The sequence below is a fragment of the Martelella sp. AD-3 genome, assembly GCF_001578105.1.
GTDB lineage: Bacteria > Pseudomonadota > Alphaproteobacteria > Rhizobiales > Rhizobiaceae > Martelella.
The window spans coordinates 1496391-1513093 of record NZ_CP014275.1; the positions used below are offsets into that span (position 1 = coordinate 1496391).

Genomic DNA, 16703 nt, shown 5'->3' on the forward strand with positions numbered 1-16703 from the left:
TGTCTCCTTGCTTTGTCGCATCGGACGGAAGGACGACGTCGGCCGTCCAGCACGATGCCAGTCGAAAAAAATACGCGTCACCCGGCGCTGTTAGGCGCCGACCGCGCCGACACTCTCCATCACCGCGAAACTCCCCCTGAGCGCGGCCACATAGTCGTAAGCAACACCGGGCGCGAACTGGAATGTGCACGTACCGGACCCCGTCGGCACGAGAAGCGCCTCAACCAGCATGAGATTGCCTGAAACGTCGGAAAAGACGGTCTCGAAGACCACGCGCGTGTTCTTTTCATGCGCCTCGGCGACAGCGAGAGAGCCGTCGGCAATGCGGGTGCGCGCCAGGGCCGAAATCGTGCGATAGCCCGCCGTGCCGCCTAGCCCGAAGGCAATCCCGGAGCCCGGCACATTTGCCCTGTAGGCGAGGGTGACGTGAAGGCGATAGGCGTTTCCCGATACGACATCGAAGGTGAAGAGCGTGCTGAGCGCCTCCGCCGTCTGTCCCACATCATTGGGCAAAACGGCCTTCACAACCGCGCTGTCGCCCCCGCCACCGCTGCCGTCAGCGCCGTCGGCACCTTTGATGTTCACCTGAAACGCCCATGCCCCGCCATCCTTTCGGTAGACATCGCCGCCATTTTCCGCAGAGGCGTCGAGATACATGTCCCCGTCCGCGCCATCGGTATCGGACGGCGCGCCGTCGCCGGTCAGCCAGCGCGCGCCGTCTGCGCCGGGGCTCCCCTCGGTTCCGGGGTCGCCCTGATCGCCCTTGATGTCGGCAAGTGCGATCAGGGCATTCCAGTCCGCGTCGCCGGAATAGCGCCACTCAATCGCCTCGGAACCGGCCTGAATTTCGATCTTGCGGCCATCCGCGCCCGGCGCACCCTCCGGCGGCTGAAGCTCGATCCAGTGGCCGGGGTCGTCCTTTGGGTCCTCGGTGGCGGTGTATGCGCTCTGGTCGATCAGAAAGAACAGCGATACTGCTTGCGGGTCGGCGCTGCTGGTTGCAGCAACGTAAGCGCCGGGCTGGTATTCCGTCCCGCTCACCCATGCCCCCTGATTTGAAAGGGTCGCGTTCTCACCCTTCTCGCCCTTGAGGTCGGCCAGTGCTGCCAGGTCCTGCCAGTCCGCATCGCCGGTATGGCGCCACTGGATCGCGTCAACGCCCATTTGCAGCTCGACCGCGCGCCCGTCCGCGCCCGAGAGGTCGGCAAGGGCCGCGAGATCGCTCCAGGCCGGTTCCCCGACATAGCGCCACTGAATATGCGTTCCACTGTTTTGAAGCTCGACTTCCAGACCATCGGCACCGGCTGCGCCGTCATTGCCAGGCGCGCCGTCGGCACCCGGCGCGCCCTCGTCGCCCTGTTCGCCCTTCAGGTCGGCAAGTGCGACCAGGTCCTGCCATTCCGCATCGCCGGCATAGCGCCACTGGATCGCATCAGCGCCCATTTGCAGTTCGATCTCGCGTCCGGCTTTTCCGGGCTCACCGGCAACACCTGGCGGGCCTTCGGGCGGCAACAGTTCGGCCCAATGCGCCGGGTCGTCGCCGGGCGCCGTTTCAGCGGCATAGTCCACCTGGTCGATCAGGAAGAAAAGCGCGTCCCCATTGCCGTCCGATGCGGCGGCAATCACATAATCGCCCGGCTGGTAGGCGGTGCCAGCGACGAAGCTACCCCGGTTGGTGAGTGTCGCGTTTTCGCCCCTTTCTCCTTTGAGATCGGCGAGTGACAGAAGATCGGCCCATTCGTCATCGCCCTCGCGGCGAAACTGGATCGCACCGTCGCCAAGCTGCATCTCGATGCCGGGGCCGGCAGCACCCTTCAACTCGGCAAGCGGCACAAGCGCGCGCCATGCGCCGTCATCGGCTTCATCGGTGTATCGCCAGTAAATTGCTGTGTCATCGGCGGAAAGGTCCACAGCGCGCCCCCGGATCGCGGTGAGCCATTCGGCAAGCGTTCCGGAAAACCCCTCCGCGAGCTGGGCGAGTTCATAGGCCGACAGGCCGGGGTCACCCTTCCGGCCTTTCGGGCCACGCGGGATCGTGAGCGCCGAGTAGGTCGCGCCGTCGTCGTCGCGCACCACCGTGATGTGGCATTCGCTCGATAGTGCCGCGCCGAGAATGATGCCGGGCGCGGGAGAGATGCGCAGGTTGAAATACCGGTCGGGAATATCGTCGGTATCGTCTTCCGGTCGGCCGTAAACGAGAACCTGCAACGACTTTTCGGTCTCGCCCTGTTCAAAAACAAGCGTCCCGGCCGCAGCCTGATAATCGCGCCCGGCCTTGCCTGTTGCGTCCTCCGTGCTCCAGTCGATGGATATCGCCTCCTCCGGGGCCGCCGAAAGCCTCACGGTGAAGAGGGCGTATGTTGCGCCTTCGAGCGTCTGATTGTCAGGCATCTTCTGTTTTCCCTTTCGCCGCCTCATGCCCACCTCACGCATGGGATGAGGCCAGGTCCCTCAGTTCAACGGCGACATACTCATCCCCGTCATCCGTGCTTTCATTGGATTGCGCATAAGCGCCGGCCTTGAAGTACCAGCTGTCCGAGCCTGTCGATTGAAGCGCGTCGCTTTCGAAAAGCGGGGTGTTCATATCGCCGTAGAAGACGGAAACCGCGCCGTTTTCGATCCGGATCATCCACTCGAATTCGGTGCCGATGGCATAGTCTTCATCGAAGCGCGGCAGTCCGCTCGACGTGCCGTTGACGCGGCAGAGCAACATGGTCTTGCCGCTGATCAGCTGCGTGCGGATCGCCACACGGTCGCGGTCGCCATTGTGGAGTTGGGCCACCACGACCTCGGGCTTGCTCGGCGGCAAATGGGTGATCCTCGATTTTCCGCTGAGAACATGCGTGCCCGAAAACGGATTGAATCCCATATCGCCGCCGCTGGCAGTCGTCTCGCGAAGCTCGCTGCGCGCATACTGGCTGCCGCCGGTTCGCGGTGCGTCGAGGCGAACCTGAAACTGCACCGCCTGATTGTCGATGACGGTGAAGTATGGCGCCTCCTCGTAACCGCCGGAAAGCACCGATTGCTCGATATAGGTGACCTCGGTCTCGCCGGTCTTGCCGACCTGCAGCCTGAAATGGTTCTGGCCACTGGCCGCGCCGATATTCAGAATGTCGGCCGGGCTCGGGTCTGGCGTTCCGCCGCCACCATTGCCGTCACCGCCCGTCAGGAGCGGCGCGATCAGTTCGAGCTTTGGCGTCTGCGGGGTCTGCCAATCGTCCTGGACCAATCCGCCGGTGTCGCCCGAATTCGGGTTGAACGACCAGTAGGCAAACGACATGCCGGGATTTGTCGGCCCGCGCGCATCGGTGCCATCGCCGTTGAAGTCGGCATTGAGGTATTTCACCAGCTCCTCGGTCCACTGGCGCTCATATTGGGCGTGTGGCTTGGTCAGGTTTCCGGAACCGTCCAGGCCGTAATGCCCGCCGAATTCGCCGATCCAGATCGGCGCGATATTGTCTTCAAAAATGAAACCCCAATGGTCGCGCCAGACGGAATAAAGGTTCAGCGGCCAGTTGGCCGGCAGGGTCTGGCCGTCATAGGCAAGCCATGGTTGAGAACCGACACTCTGGCCGTATTCATGCGGGCTGTAGGCCACTTTGTTTGCGACATTGAGCTGGATCGGCCGCGTCGCGACGCCCTTCAACTGACCGCCCCACCAATAATAATCGTCATCGATATTGCCGACGCCCTCGACAAAGATCAGCCAGTCCGGCGCAATCGACAGAATGTGGTTGCCGCAGGTCTCCGCAAGGCGCGCCCAGGCGTCCCAGGTCAGGTCATGCGGCTCATTGTGCAGATCGGCGCCGGCGATGGCCGGGTGGTTGGCATAGCGCGTCGCCATAACACCCCAGGCCGCCAGCCAGTCGGCCTCGGAGTAGAAGCTGCCGGTCGGCGCGCCGTCGGCGCCAACGCCTGCCTGCCGGCGGTGGTGATCGAGCACCACGTAAAGCCCTTTTTCGGCGCAATAATCGAGAATGATATCGAGGATTTCGAGGGCATTCTTGCCAATGAATTCGGGGTTGAGATCGAAGTCGATTGCTGTCGCCGGCGGTGTACGCCCGCTGGCCGTGAAATCGCCGGAAAACGGCAGGCGGATCGTATTGAAGCCGAAAGCGCGAATTTGGTCGATGATCGCGCGAAAACCGCGCGCCCATGTTCCGTGCGGCGTGTAGTTGGTGCCCTCGGCACCGAACCAGTTGACGGATTTGAGGCGCACCCGAAACCCGTTATCGACGCGGGCAAACTGGTTGAAGGCGATCTTGAGGCGCGATATTCCCCCGCCGGTGCCGGTGAGTTGCACGCGGTCGGCGTTGACGATATCGGCGTCCGACGTCACCGAAAGCGTGCCCGTCGCGACACCTTCCGTTTCCGGTTGGAAATAGAGGCTGAAACCAACGGAATTGCCGGCCAGCTCAAGCGTGCCCGATGTCGGCGGCAGGCCTTCGGCCGCATCGAAATAAAACGGCGGGGTCACCTGAAGGTTCTCGTAGTGGAGCGGCCGGTCGCCACCCTTGATCAGGCGACCGGTAAACGACAGGCTGCGCGATCCGACCGGCACGTTTCCGAAATCCGTCCGGAAGGCAACCAAAGTGATGCTTGAGCCGTCTTCAACATCGATCGTTTCAATGATGGCTGGGCCGACACTGAGGGCTGGCCGGACCAAATCGACATCCTCGATGACGGCGTCGCCCACGCTGAGCACGGGCGGCGTCGCCGTCACGATTGCCTCGCCGACAAGGCGGGCGACCAGCAATGTCTCGTCGTCGCCTGTCAGGAGAAAGAGCTTGCCGGTGCGCACGCCCTCGCTCACGGGGGAAAAGGTCAGATGAACGGGGAAAGACGTGCCGGGGCGCAGAAGAAGCAAGGGCTCGGAGGTGAACGCGAAATCGCCGGTCACCTTGAGCGCGCGCACCGGTGCATTGATGTCGCCGCGATTGGCAAGGGTCAGCGAGAGCGGTGCGCTTTGCGTACCAAGTTCTATCATGCCGAAATTGACCACCGCCGGATCGGCGACGATTATCGGCCCGATGGGGTCCGTTTCCGTCTCGGGAATGGCAAGGCGGCCGATTTGAACGCCATCCGTCTCGACCGACACAAAGATGAATAGCGGTTCCTGGCCGATGGTGAGAACCACAAAGCGGAAAATCTTGATTTTGTCCCGGGACGTGGTGACCGTCAGGCGCACGCTGTGGCGCATATGGTCCTTGCCGCCGGCCATCCAGAGCACGACGTCGGTATCGGTAAACCCGATCTCGGGAATGATGAGGTCGGAGGGAAATGCCGTCGCGACGACGCCGGTAATCGCCTCGTCGGGTTCCAGCCAGCGCATCAGGTCGAGCCGCCAGTCGAGCCAGTCTTCCGAGCGTTTGACGATGTGTTCGGCCATGTGCGCGCCGTAGTCGAACAGCCGCCGCGCCCGCGTGATCGGGACGTCTTTCTCTTCAATCCGGCGGCCAACGGTCTCCGGATCAAAAAAAGCTGGGTTTTGTACGCTTTGCGGCACGCTGCTGCCCTCGCATATTGTAGGCGAAATGACGGTCGAGAACCGCGTCGAACTTGTTTTGGAAAAACACGCCCATCTGCGGGTTTGAATAGGATTGGTTCGGCAGGATCAGGAGAGAGGCTACGGCCCCGTCGGCAATGGCCTGCCCGAACTCGGCAACAATGCTGGCAGGCAGCATGTCGGCATCGTCGGCAGGTTTCAGATAAAGCGAAAGCGCCAGTTTTCCCGCGCCGCGCGGCGCGAGCGATACCGAATTGGCCGAGAATTGCGTGATGAATTTGGGCTGGCCTGCGCCGTGGTGGCTGATTTTGTCAGGTGTTGGCGCTGCCGCCTCAAGCCTGTGGCCATCAAACGTCGCCCAGTCGATCTCGAACAGGCTGGCAAATGGCGGCACGCACATCACCTCGACCGTATCGCCGAAAGTCTCGAACACGTCGAAGAAGCGCCAGCACCGTGTGCGCTTGCACAGTTCGCTCGCCGCGTCGCGTAAGTGCATGACGGCGAGCGGTTCCGGGCATGCCGGGGCATAGGTGTTGACGCGCGGCAGCAGGGTTTCGATTTCGATCATCACGCGCCCCCGGTCTGATCGACGCCGGAGGCGGCAAACGGCACGCCGGGCTTGATATTGGGTGAGGTATTGGCCTCGACCCGTACCTTGATGCCAAGTGCGTTGGCGAATTGCTGATAGTGCAACACGGCGCGCTGGGCACTGCCGGCAAACTGGGCGTCCTTGGAATAGGCGCGATACATCACATAGTCGATCAGCGCGTCATGGTAGGTTTCATCGAGCGGGATCGGGATTTCATAGCTTGCAAGCTTGGTGAAATCGCCATCCGGCCTGATCTTGTCGGGAATTTTGGCCAGCACGGCCTCGATCGCGCCGGTCCCGTCATTGCCGGGATAGACATAAAAGGTTTTCGGGTTGGCCTCATCGAACAGCACATGCTTGACCTGGCCTTCAAAGCGAACGGAAATTTCATCGTCCCAGTCCGGCTTGACCGCGCTCAAAGCCTCGCTGCTGACAACGGTAATGCGGCGGCGCGGCAGCCGGTCGGTGGCGTTGGTCCGGATGTTGCGCACGGGCCGGAGCAGTGCTGTAAACCCGTCCGACACATTCTGGCGCACGCCGCGCGCCATGCGGAGCGTTTCCGTCACCGCTGATGCGCTCGGCTTTTGCAGCGTGATGGCGTCGAGGCCAAAATTCAGCCATTGGCAAAGCTCGGGGAGCGACCAATGCACATAGCCGTCATCCAGAAGCAGCGTGGACGCCGCCGAAAAGATTTCACTGGCCGTGCGCATGACTGCTGTCTCCTTGACGGTTCCCTGTTCGCACCTGCGGCGCTCACCGCCTCTTGTCGTTACGCTTCCTTCACGGCGCGCTTGATCTGGGCTGCGGTCATCCGTTTGTTGGGCGCGCGGCCGAAGAGCTTCTTGTAGGCAGCGATCATGTCGTCAGGGGTGTCGGCCGCCGCTGTGCTCCCGGCGTCGCGACTGTCATCAGAGCCGTCTTCGCTCTCACTCGAGTCGCCTGGGTCTTCGCCGCCATCCTGCTCTTCGGGCTCCTCATCGGTGTCAGATGGCGTAGTCTCGGCCGGTTCCTCGGCCTCATCACCGCCCGTCAGCTCCTTCAGCACCTGATCGATCCATTCATAGCGCTCCTGATCGGCGAGCGCGTTCCAGGCATCCTCGTCGAGGCCGCTTTCCTCAAATGCCATATCCACAAGGTCGCTCAGCGCGATCTGGTCACCGCCGGCCATGTCGTAGGACTGATTGTGGATTGTGCTGCCATTGAGCTTGCGCGCTGGCGGCTCTGCCCGCGCGTCTTCCGCGTCAACGGGCCGATAGCCTTCGGAAATGCGCAAAAGGGTGTTGATATGAGCCGTCTCAGCCACGCTGGCGATGTGTCGCGGGTCGTCTGCATCCGGCTTGAAATGATAAGTCATCGCACCGAGCGTTACATGCGAGCCGTGCGGGCGACGGATGAGGCATTCGATTTTCATGTGCTTGCTCCTTTGTCTTGTCCTCAGGCTGTCGCCGCTTCGCGGCTTCGCTCCGGACGGGGCCTCGCATCAGCTCGGACGGCCGGTCGGCCTTGCGAAGCCAAAAGGGCTTCGGATTCTTTTCCCCGGCGCGGCCTTGCCGTATCGCCTCCCGAAACCCACAAGGGCTTTGCAAGCGCGACCGCGTGAAGACAAATTCATTGCGCGAAACGCAGCATCAGACCGATGGCCTTGCCGTCACCGGCAGCGATATCGCCGGTAATCTGCACGCCGATGGAGCGGTCTCGCTCGACGGACTTGATCTCAAGCGCGGACGCCTTTGAAAGCGGGGTCATCTCGTGTTCAAGCGCCTGGGCCGCGAAGAGTTCCGTTCCGACCGTGCGGGCCGAACCGTCCTGATTGGTCTTCTCGCCGGTTTCCCCAGACATCAGGCCGATATTGACCGTTGCCGCGCCAAGATCGCCGGTCTTGACCAGTTCGGCACCGACGACATGCGCAAACGGCGGCAGGACGGCAAGTTCCAGAATATCGCCATCGGCGAGGCCGCTTTCGGGCACCTTCATCATGAAGAGCTGCGCATGAACGGCGGCGGCGGTTTGCGGGCGCGGTACGGGGCGCGCACCTTTGACCCATTCGGACTGATAGAGCATATGTCTGTCTCCCAAAAATCGTATCCAGGTGAAGTGGAAACCGGTTCACCGTCCGGACAACGTGCCGGGCGGCGCTTCAAGCCTCGTTCGGGTCACTCGCTGCGGTATCGATGGCGACAACGCCGAAGTCGCGCTTGTTGAAGCGGGTTTTCGAAACGCCAATGATGGTGCCGGCGGCGACCGACGGCTCATTGCCGTAGTCGTCGACCTCTTCCTTCCAGGTAAAGCGCAGACCACCCGCCGTGCCATGGGCAACAACGGCTGCCTGCGTGCCCAGGAACAGCGCGCGCGAGGCGCTGACATCCTGCCCGGCGCCATAATCGGAAAAGCGGATCACGCTTTCATGGCTGTGCAGCACGACATTGTTGATCATGCCCATCGAGCCCCGGAAGATCGGGCTCTTGCGTCCTTCGGACGCGGCCGCCGCCTTCTGGATTTCAAGCCAGCCGGTCTGGCCGGATTCGGTCCTCAGGTCATGCTCCTGATAGGGCGACATCACGGTGACATAGTGCTTCTCGCCACTGATCTTGATCGGCAGCAGATTGGCGTTGCGCGGGTCCTTGGCGCGCATCATCCGCGCCTTGTTGGCCGCACGCTCGATCATCAGGCGCGACATCTTGTCATCGGCGGTGATCGTTGCCTTGCTGGCAGCATCGCCGCCAAACAGGATATGCTGGCCATCCGGCGCCCGCAGCTCGTTGCCGGCATGGCCGTCATAGTCGAGCGGGAAGGCTTCATAATCCTCGTTGATGCCGCGCGCGCCCGACATATAGATGAAGAACAGCTGATCGACATATTGCGACCACCAGTCGGAAAGACGGTCCTTGGCGACGCGGCGCAGATCGTGCGCGGTGCGCTTGCGGGTCATCTTGCCGCCGGCCGAGACCGACTTGCGAAGCTGGTCGATGATGACCTCGTCGGTGAAGAATTTGAGCTGTTCTTCCGTGCCCTTCAGGCGGTTGTCGCCCGATGTCGGCCCGCCGCGCAGCTGCACCGACAGGTCAAAGGAAATGCGGTCGCCCGCATCGGATTCCAGTTCGGTCTTGCGCTGGATCACGGCGTTTTCGGAAGTGCTGATAAAGCGCTCCCAGTAGCTTTTCGCCAGGGTCTCGACCAGCAGACGGCCAGACCATTTCATCTGGGCCTTCGGATCGCCGAAGGGGATCGTGGTTTGTCCCATAATTGCCACCCTCAAAGTGCGGTTTTGGAGCGCCGCACGTCCTGCGCAGCAATTGGATACGATGCTATTATCGTTGAAACGATGCTGAAATGCAAACACTACGGGCGAGCACTTTCAAATCCTTCGTGTTGGGCGGCTCGTTCAACATTTCAGGCTATCGGTGTAGCTTCACGCGTTATGTCGCTCTGTTCAATTCAGCTTCCCAGAAATGTGCTGGTAAGGCGGGCCAAGATTGGAGCGAAAACAGTCATGTGATCCGCTGCAGAAGACATGAAGGCCAAATAGGCGTCTCTCCGGCTTTCCTTCGTTTCAGCGCTCGCCATTCGATCAATCGCGGTTTGGCACGCTTGAGCTTGCTCGCTGGGAATTTGGGAGGCCTCAAGCAGCCTTCTTAGTTCGTGGAGAACCGCAGAGGTATCGGAGCCAGAAACCGTATTCTGCGAATTGTCTGTAGAATTAAAGTTTATTCGAGAGTTGTTGCCACTGATAGTGAAATTGTGCGTGATATTTTGGATAATAGAAGTGGCAGTTGCGACCGGCGCATCGCTTCTCCTCACTTTCGTTTGAAAGTGAGAAGGAAGCATTGATCCGCCTGCAAAAAATCCCGGGTCTTCAACAATATATTCCTCTACCAATCCCGAGGGTAGAATCCTTAGGAGGCTATCTTCAGGTTGTAGCTGAAGAGTCTCGTCGTCCATAAAAATTCTGTTTGTCTGAACGGAAGCGCGGATGTTTTCCTTCATCACTGTTCCGTCTTTTTTAACGTGCGTCACGCGATCATGCATAAGATTTCTAATCATAAGCCGCTTCCCCTACATCAATTGCCTGTAGTTTATCTGGCTTAGAAGAGCCTCCCGGTGCAAGTGGCAAAGCGCTTGCGTTTAGCCGACTTCTCGATTCGGTTCCTTTATTAGGGGATTTTGGGAGGTGATCTTCATTTCTCGAGGCGCATCAATCACCAGCGTCGCCACCTGTCCGGCCTTGCGAACCAGCTTCAGGCGGGCTTCCCCCACCTGAAGTGTTTCACCGACGCGTAAGTCGATTTTCAAAGCCACGGGCTTTGTCCTCCAAAGGCCATTCACTGCGTGTTGGCATAGGCCTCGAATTCGGCCTCGTTCATCTTGGCGATCTCTTCCTCATAGGCCAGCGGATCGCTCTCGCTTAGTCGGTCGAGCGCGGAATATTTGCCGTCATCGGTCTGCTCCAGCCCGGCAGCGGGTACCTTTGCCAGCGAAGGCGGAATTTCTGGCTGTTTCGGCGCGGGGTTTTTCGGGGCGGGTGCCGGATTGGGCGCCGGGTCCGCCTTGATGCCAAGGTCTGCGGCCCATTGCTGATAGGCCTCTTCAATCTCGGCCTGGCCCGGCCATCCGCCACTGGCGATCACCGCGCTCGTCACCTTGCGCAAGACAACGTCGAAACTGGCATAGCGCGTCTCGTTGGCGGCGATTTCTGGGTGCTGCTCAAGGAAGCCATTGGCGGTGTTGTACCAGGCCTGTTCGCGCTGGCTCTGGGTGCTCTCCTTGGAAAGCTCGGCCTTGTGCACCTGCCATTCCAGCGTAGAGCGTTCCTTGTTCACCTTGCGAAGCTCGGCATTATATTCGCGCGTCGTCAGGTCGCCGTCCTCAAACTTGTCTACGAGCGCGTCTTCCTTTGCGTCCAGCGCCTTGAGGCGATCGCTGATATCCTTCGGAACATCGGACTTGAACAGCGGGACGTCTGTCTGGGGCGGGGCAGCCTTGGCCTTGTCCGGCGTCGCTTCATGGCCCGGCTCCTTGTCTTCGCCCGCGATGTCACCTTTTTCCGACTCTTTGCCGGGGGCCTTTTTGGGCTCCGCTTCCGGATCGGCCTCGGGATCAGGCTCCGGTTTGGCCTTCGCCTTGTCTTCAGGCTGACCTTCACCCGCATTGCCGGTTTCCTCGTCGCCGACCTCGTCATCGCCATCATCGGCTTCCAGCCCGGCACGTTCGGCCGGCGTCAGCATTGCAAGCTCTTCGGGGCTCAGCCCGTGTTCATTGTCCATGTTGGTCTCCTGCTTCATCGGGTTACGGATTGGGAGCGGTGCCGGGCGGCATGGAAGGTGGCCTGCCTTGCTGCGGAATGCCTTGTTGATCTTGCTGGGGCGGCGACTGGCCCTGCTGTGCGGCAAGCGCCTGCTGCCGCGCGGCTTCGTCGCGCATATTGTCGGATTGCATGATGGCCGCCTGCCGCTCGGTTTCCTCTTGTTCGGATCGGCCCATAAAGCCGCTTTCATGCAAAATGCCGTCGGCCACCGGCACGGCGGCGGGCGCGGAAAGGGCGGCCATCGCGGCCTCAAGCGCCCGTATCTGCGTATCGACATTCTGGCCGGCGAGAGAGGCGAGCACCTGCCGCGTTGCCGCCTGATCTTTCGCCGATGATACGATGTCGCGCTGCGCGCTGGCGGCGGATTTCTGGGCGCTGGCCTCGTCCTTGGCGATCTTGGCCATCACCGCGCGTTCCTGAATTTGCTGCTGGCGCATTTTCAGCTGCTCTGCGGCCTGTTCTTCCGGCGTCATTTCCTCGGCGTCGGGGTCGCGCTGGCCGGTGATCTGGCGAATGCGCTTGACGAGTTCTTCGCGGCTGTCGATGTCCATGCCCTCGACCAGAAGATCGAGCATCACCAGCACCACCTGCGGGGCCACAGGGCCGATCTGTTGCAGCAGCGCAAACAGTTCCTCGGTCTGAGTCTGGCGCACGCTGGCGCGCCAGTCGGTGTCGGAGATGATGAAATCCGCCTTGGAGCGGATAATGTCGTTTTCCGGCAACCCGTCATTCACGTCCACCCATTCCGGCGTGCCGCGCGTGTTGGTGATGCGAAATTGCTTTGGCTGGGTGAAGAATTGCTCGATCGCCGAAAGCTCCTTGCCGCCATGGATCAGCACGGCAAGGCGCAGATTGTCGAAAATGCCGGCGGTCGCCAGCGAGCCCTGGTCCTGCCGTGCGGTGATCGCCCGGCCGGAAACCGCATTGGTGGTGCGCCCCAGGCTTTCATCGGTCACGCCGGAAACCGACTGGATCATCGAAATATCGCGGCTCATCATGTCGAGATGGGCGGCGGCCAGCTCCCGCTCGGCATTGATGGTCAGGTCATAACCCTTTTTCTTCACGAGGATCGCGTCCGGGCGGGCGGCCTCCTCGCGGAATTCGTCAAGGTCATCGACCGCGCCTTCATCCATGATGACCTTGTTGGTCGAGATGATGTGCAGCGCCTTGGAGGCGCGCTTGTTGATGTCCTCCTGAATGTCGCGCAGGCCCCGGATCACACCGTAAGGCAGCTTGTCGCGGCCGCGCCGGTAACACCAGATCGGCGTGAACGGAAAATCATTATGCCGATACGGGCTTTCGCCATCATAAAGCATGCCGGACGGGCAGAAGATCGAAACATGCATGCGCATCGAGCGCGGTCGCTCGACAGGTTCGCCGCGTCCTTCGGCAATGTCAGCCTCATGGCCCGGCGCCGGGTTTTGCGGATCGTAGATTTCGCCGGTAAAATCGCCGCCGGCCATGCGATGCACATCACGCGGATAGCGGTGCCAGCACTCGATCAGCCGCACACGCGGCCGCTGAACGTCGTAAAGCGAGGTCGAGCTGGAAAGCCGGGTAAAGGCGCTTTCCAGTATCGCCTCCTGGCTGTCCATCGCCTCGTCGCCATCCGTGTCCGATCCGTAGACGCGCACGCCGTCGGCAAGGGCCGCGCGGGCCAGCAATCCGCGCCGTTCGGGAAACATCGCGCTCGCCACATCCAGATCGACCCATTTGGTGCGGAAGATATAGCGGCAATCGGAAAGGTCCTTTTCGGTGCAGGCGCTGTCCCAAAGCATATTGCGCCAGCTCTCGGCGCGGACATAGACCGGCTCGCCTTCGTCCTGCGCCTGCAACCCCACCTCAAGCCAGCCAATGCCGGTCTTGACGCTTTCCTCAAAGGCGTTGGAGCGGTGAAACGGCGAGCGGTTCACATCGCTCAGATATTTCATCAACTGGGTCTTGCGGGTCGCGGGCTTGCCCGCCTCCTTGCGCCGGGGCAGGATTTTATAATCCGTGCGGCCGCGTTTCTCGGTGCCGATGATCCAGTTGACGGTGGTGTTGATGACGTTGAAGACCAGCGCCTTCTGCCCGCGCTCTTCCAGTTCGCGGGCATTTTCCTCGCTCCACTGGATGGAGTCGTAGAAATCTTCATCGAGCGCCTGTTGCGCCCGGTTTTCCGCCTGCCGCTCCAACTCGTTTTCGTAGAGCCCTAAAAGCCGTTTCAGCCGGGCAACAGCCCTTTCGCTATCGAGCCTGTGCAGCGCCTTGCCTTCAGGCTGCGCCGTCTCATTCCTGTCCCACGGATCGGACGCGCGCACCATCCGCCCTTCGCGCAGGTCCATGCCACTTTGGGTTTCCGGCTCAAACACGGTCGATGATCTCCGCACGCGTCTCCTTGCCCGTATCGTGCTCGACCTTGAGGACATCGGCGACGACACGGACAAGCGCTTGCTTGGGAGGAATGGAAAGCAGATCGCCCAAATGGTCATGGATCAGCGAGACGACACGCATCGAGGCGCGCATATTGCTGAAATCCATCCCGTTGAGGTCAAGAAACTGCTGCACCATCGCCGCATTCGTTTCCGGCATGGCATCAGGATCGTCCGGGTTCCACTGCCACGCATCATCAATGGTGACCACCAGCGGCCGGCACCGCTCATGCCCAATGCGGTTGGCGGGCACGACCACAAGGCAAGGCCGCGCCTTGTCGGCATACCATGTGCCGTAGAGGGCCAGCTCGCCCCGGCGTTTTTGAAAGTGGTAGTGGGACAGGTCAATGGCGTGCTGAATCATGCTGGATCGCGCCTCATTTCAGGATGCAATGATGCCAATATAGCAACGTTCAAGGCGAGCCACCATGGGGCGGTGTGCAGCTTCCGCAAATTGAAGCGCAGACCGGAGTTTAATTTTGCATTTGTGTCTGCGGCAAAAGTTCGCGACTGTAAGTCACGAATGGTGGCGAGGACGTGATTGAGAAAATGCTGAACTCATTTAAAATCAGTTGGGTTCAGCGCTTGCGGCGAAGCTATAGGTTGTGCCGTCGCCGAATGAGCTCAAAGCGCAAGAGTTTTTACACACAACTGTCACGGCGCAGGGCGCTCCTGTGGCTGAGCTTGCACAAATTACGGTACAGAACGTCCAGAATGAAACGCTTCGTGATTGCGCCGCTCGCAACCGCAATGACGCTTGCTGTGTTCTGTTTTTCTGCGAGATATTGGTCCGTCTTAGTTGAAGCGCTTGAGCCAATCGCCGCGACAGAAACAGAATTGGCGCCCTTGCGGTCGCTTCTTGTCACGTTGGGCGGCGCCTTGACAAGTGCCGCAGCCATCGTTTCATCGCTCGTCCTATTTTCTATGCAGGCCAACATCGAGCGAATTCCGCACGGGCTTTTTCGCAGACTTAGCTCTGATTTTCGTTTACTTGGCGCCTTTGCTCTGACCTTCCTTCTTTCAATAATACTGGCTGCTCTTTCTCTTTTCATGAGTAGCGAACAAGCTGCAGTTGTTGTGGTAGCGTCCGTCTGTATATGCAGCGCCATCCTAGGGCTTTTTCTCTATAGCTACCGGCGAGCCTTATTTCTGGTAAATCCGGCGCAGCAAATCTTGATGGTGGTGAGGCAATCTCGGCGCGATTTGCGTGCTTGGGGGAAGCGTGCCGAGTGGGCGGTCCCCTTGATGTCAGCTGAATATCGTCGCGCTGTAGCTATCGAAACCGATAAGGTTGATGCTCCTCGAGCTGTCTTCTTCAACGCAAATCCGCATTGGACTGCCGGGGCAGTTCAGGGGTTGCGGTATGCCGAGGCGCTTGTCCGGGGTTATGCCGAGCGCGGCGACCACGAAGTCAGTCGTGCGGCACTGGATGCGATTGTTGCAATCAACAAAGCTTACATCGACGTGAAGAGGAAGACCTTCTTTTCCAACAGTCTGATGTCGCACGATTCGTTGGCTACCGATCAGTTCATCAACACCACGCTCGAGAGCATGCGGCAAACGATACAGATCGCGCTCAGCCGAGGGGATGAACGTCAGGCCGAACAAGTGCTGGAGTCTCTCGCGCAACTGGTAGAGCTTTATCTGTCGATAGATTACGCGAGCGAACACGCCTCAAAGAGTCATGCCCATTTGGCAGGTGGATACCTCTCAAGCGCAGTCGAGAAGATACTGCCGCACCGTATGCCAGATGTCGTCATGCAAGGAACGCGGTTAATGGGGCGCTGCGCGAAACTCCACCTGGCAGCGGAAGGCCCAAACGCCATTTCAACGCTGGTAGAGAAGATCGGAGTGATCTCGCGCATGGGGGTTGAGCGGCAAGAGTATCGTCCGGTCACGCTTGTTGGACTGGAGCAACTCGCAGACATCAGCGTTGGCCTGCTAAAAACGGATGCCGGCGATGTTCGGTATGCTTCTGAAGACCTCCGCAAAGCAGTTTCCTTTGTGGCTAAGCCGTTGCTGAACATTCCGGATATCCCGCTTTTCGGCGTTCATAGCAACAATCTGTCGCCCTACTATTCCAGTAGAAGTATGCGCGGATTTGTTTCCCAGCTTACCAATATTGTTAGCGCCGTATCCGGCGCAGATGGGGCGAATCCACAAGCAAAGAAAATCATCTCAAATCTAGTCCAATGGTCGGAAGGGCTGCATAGCAGTGAGAAGGACCTATTCGTAACTTCGATAGAGAAGCAGTCAAATTTCGTCCTAGACATGACGCAATGGATTGAAGATGTTGCGTTAAATTTGACAGCGGCCTCATTGGCGCCCGCCTGCAGCGCCGGAGATAAAGAAAAACTGCAATCACATGCTTATCGATTAATTGCGGTTCTAACATGGGTGCCTAATGACCTCGAAGCCGTGACGCATGCTGAGCAATATAGAATAACGGAATCCTTTTTTGAAATTGCAATGCAGATACATGATTGCGGTTGCTCTGAGCTTTTTGAAAAGGTGAAGCAGCTGTTTATTCAATGGGCCTTCAAAGCGGGCGTATATCAAACGGGATTTCCTATTCTGGAACGATGCATTTACGGGCTCGCAGTTTTGGCTGCAATTGGTGGTGAAGAAACAGTCGAGAAATTGAAGTTGGATGTAGCCAAACGCGTTGCGCGTGGTGGCCTGCCGGATCGCGACTTACGGGACGGAGCGGCGATAGAAATACGGGGGCGAGCCGCTTCGCCAAATGCAGAAGCTCATTGGGGGTCACCGATTGAAATGGGCTTGCAGCAGTCCGACCAAGAGGTATTGCGACCATTGTTAGAAGACCTGGCCAACATAATTTCCCCAGAAACCGAGGGGCAAGCCTCTGAAGACCACTTCTTCTGATTGCTGAAG

13 protein-coding genes are annotated in these 16703 nt (G+C 59.8%); 1 reads left to right on the forward strand and 12 read right to left on the reverse strand.

Annotated elements, in window-relative coordinates:
- Positions 1-90: 90 nt before the first annotated feature.
- The 12 genes from AZF01_RS06875 to AZF01_RS06930 form a co-directional block, all read right to left on the reverse strand.
- Positions 91-2391, reverse strand: a complete 2301-nt coding sequence (locus tag AZF01_RS06875) for a Calx-beta domain-containing protein (protein WP_161633061.1) — start codon at positions 2389-2391, stop codon at positions 91-93.
- 34 nt (positions 2392-2425) lie between these two features.
- Positions 2426-5389 (reverse strand): cellulase family glycosylhydrolase, encoded by a 2964-nt coding sequence (locus tag AZF01_RS06880; RefSeq protein WP_152534635.1) that lies wholly within the window; start codon positions 5387-5389, stop codon positions 2426-2428.
- 82 nt (positions 5390-5471) lie between these two features.
- Positions 5472-6074 carry a hypothetical protein gene (locus AZF01_RS06885; RefSeq protein ID WP_024709828.1) on the reverse strand — a complete coding sequence of 201 codons (603 nt, stop codon included), beginning with the start codon at positions 6072-6074 and terminating at the stop codon, positions 5472-5474.
- Positions 6074-6805 carry a DUF6682 family protein gene (locus AZF01_RS06890; protein ID WP_024709829.1) on the reverse strand — a complete coding sequence of 244 codons (732 nt, stop codon included), beginning with the start codon at positions 6803-6805 and terminating at the stop codon, positions 6074-6076. Before AZF01_RS06890 ends, AZF01_RS06885 begins: the two co-directional genes overlap by 1 nt.
- A gap of 59 nt (positions 6806-6864) precedes the next feature.
- On the reverse strand, positions 6865-7506 hold the full coding sequence (locus tag AZF01_RS06895) for a hypothetical protein (protein WP_024709830.1): 642 nt from the start codon (positions 7504-7506) through the stop codon (positions 6865-6867).
- Between the two features lie 197 nt (positions 7507-7703).
- A complete protein-coding gene (locus tag AZF01_RS06900; RefSeq protein ID WP_024709831.1) occupies positions 7704-8156 on the reverse strand; it encodes a hypothetical protein in 453 nt (150 codons plus the stop codon).
- Positions 8157-8232: 76 nt separating this feature from the next.
- Positions 8233-9336, reverse strand: a complete 1104-nt coding sequence (locus AZF01_RS06905) for a N4-gp56 family major capsid protein (protein WP_036238223.1) — start codon at positions 9334-9336, stop codon at positions 8233-8235.
- Positions 9337-9530: 194 nt separating this feature from the next.
- Positions 9531-10136, reverse strand: a complete 606-nt coding sequence (locus AZF01_RS06910; protein WP_024709832.1) for a hypothetical protein — start codon at positions 10134-10136, stop codon at positions 9531-9533.
- A gap of 81 nt (positions 10137-10217) precedes the next feature.
- Positions 10218-10391, reverse strand: a complete 174-nt coding sequence (locus tag AZF01_RS06915; protein WP_152534636.1) for a carbon storage regulator — start codon at positions 10389-10391, stop codon at positions 10218-10220.
- 23 nt (positions 10392-10414) lie between these two features.
- Complete coding sequence (locus AZF01_RS06920) at positions 10415-11356, reverse strand: hypothetical protein (RefSeq protein ID WP_036238237.1); 942 nt, start codon at positions 11354-11356, stop codon at positions 10415-10417.
- Between the two features lie 22 nt (positions 11357-11378).
- Positions 11379-13748: a hypothetical protein gene (locus AZF01_RS06925; protein ID WP_051424165.1), complete on the reverse strand. Its 2370-nt coding sequence runs from the start codon at positions 13746-13748 to the stop codon at positions 11379-11381.
- Positions 13741-14172: a hypothetical protein gene (locus AZF01_RS06930; RefSeq protein ID WP_024709835.1), complete on the reverse strand. Its 432-nt coding sequence runs from the start codon at positions 14170-14172 to the stop codon at positions 13741-13743. The genes AZF01_RS06925 and AZF01_RS06930 overlap by 8 nt, the downstream gene beginning before the upstream one ends.
- Positions 14173-14522: 350 nt before the next feature.
- Here AZF01_RS06930 and AZF01_RS06935 point away from each other — a divergent pair, with 350 nt between their 5' ends.
- Positions 14523-16694: a hypothetical protein gene (locus AZF01_RS06935; RefSeq protein WP_024709836.1), complete on the forward strand. Its 2172-nt coding sequence runs from the start codon at positions 14523-14525 to the stop codon at positions 16692-16694.
- The last annotated feature ends 9 nt before the right edge of the window (positions 16695-16703 follow it).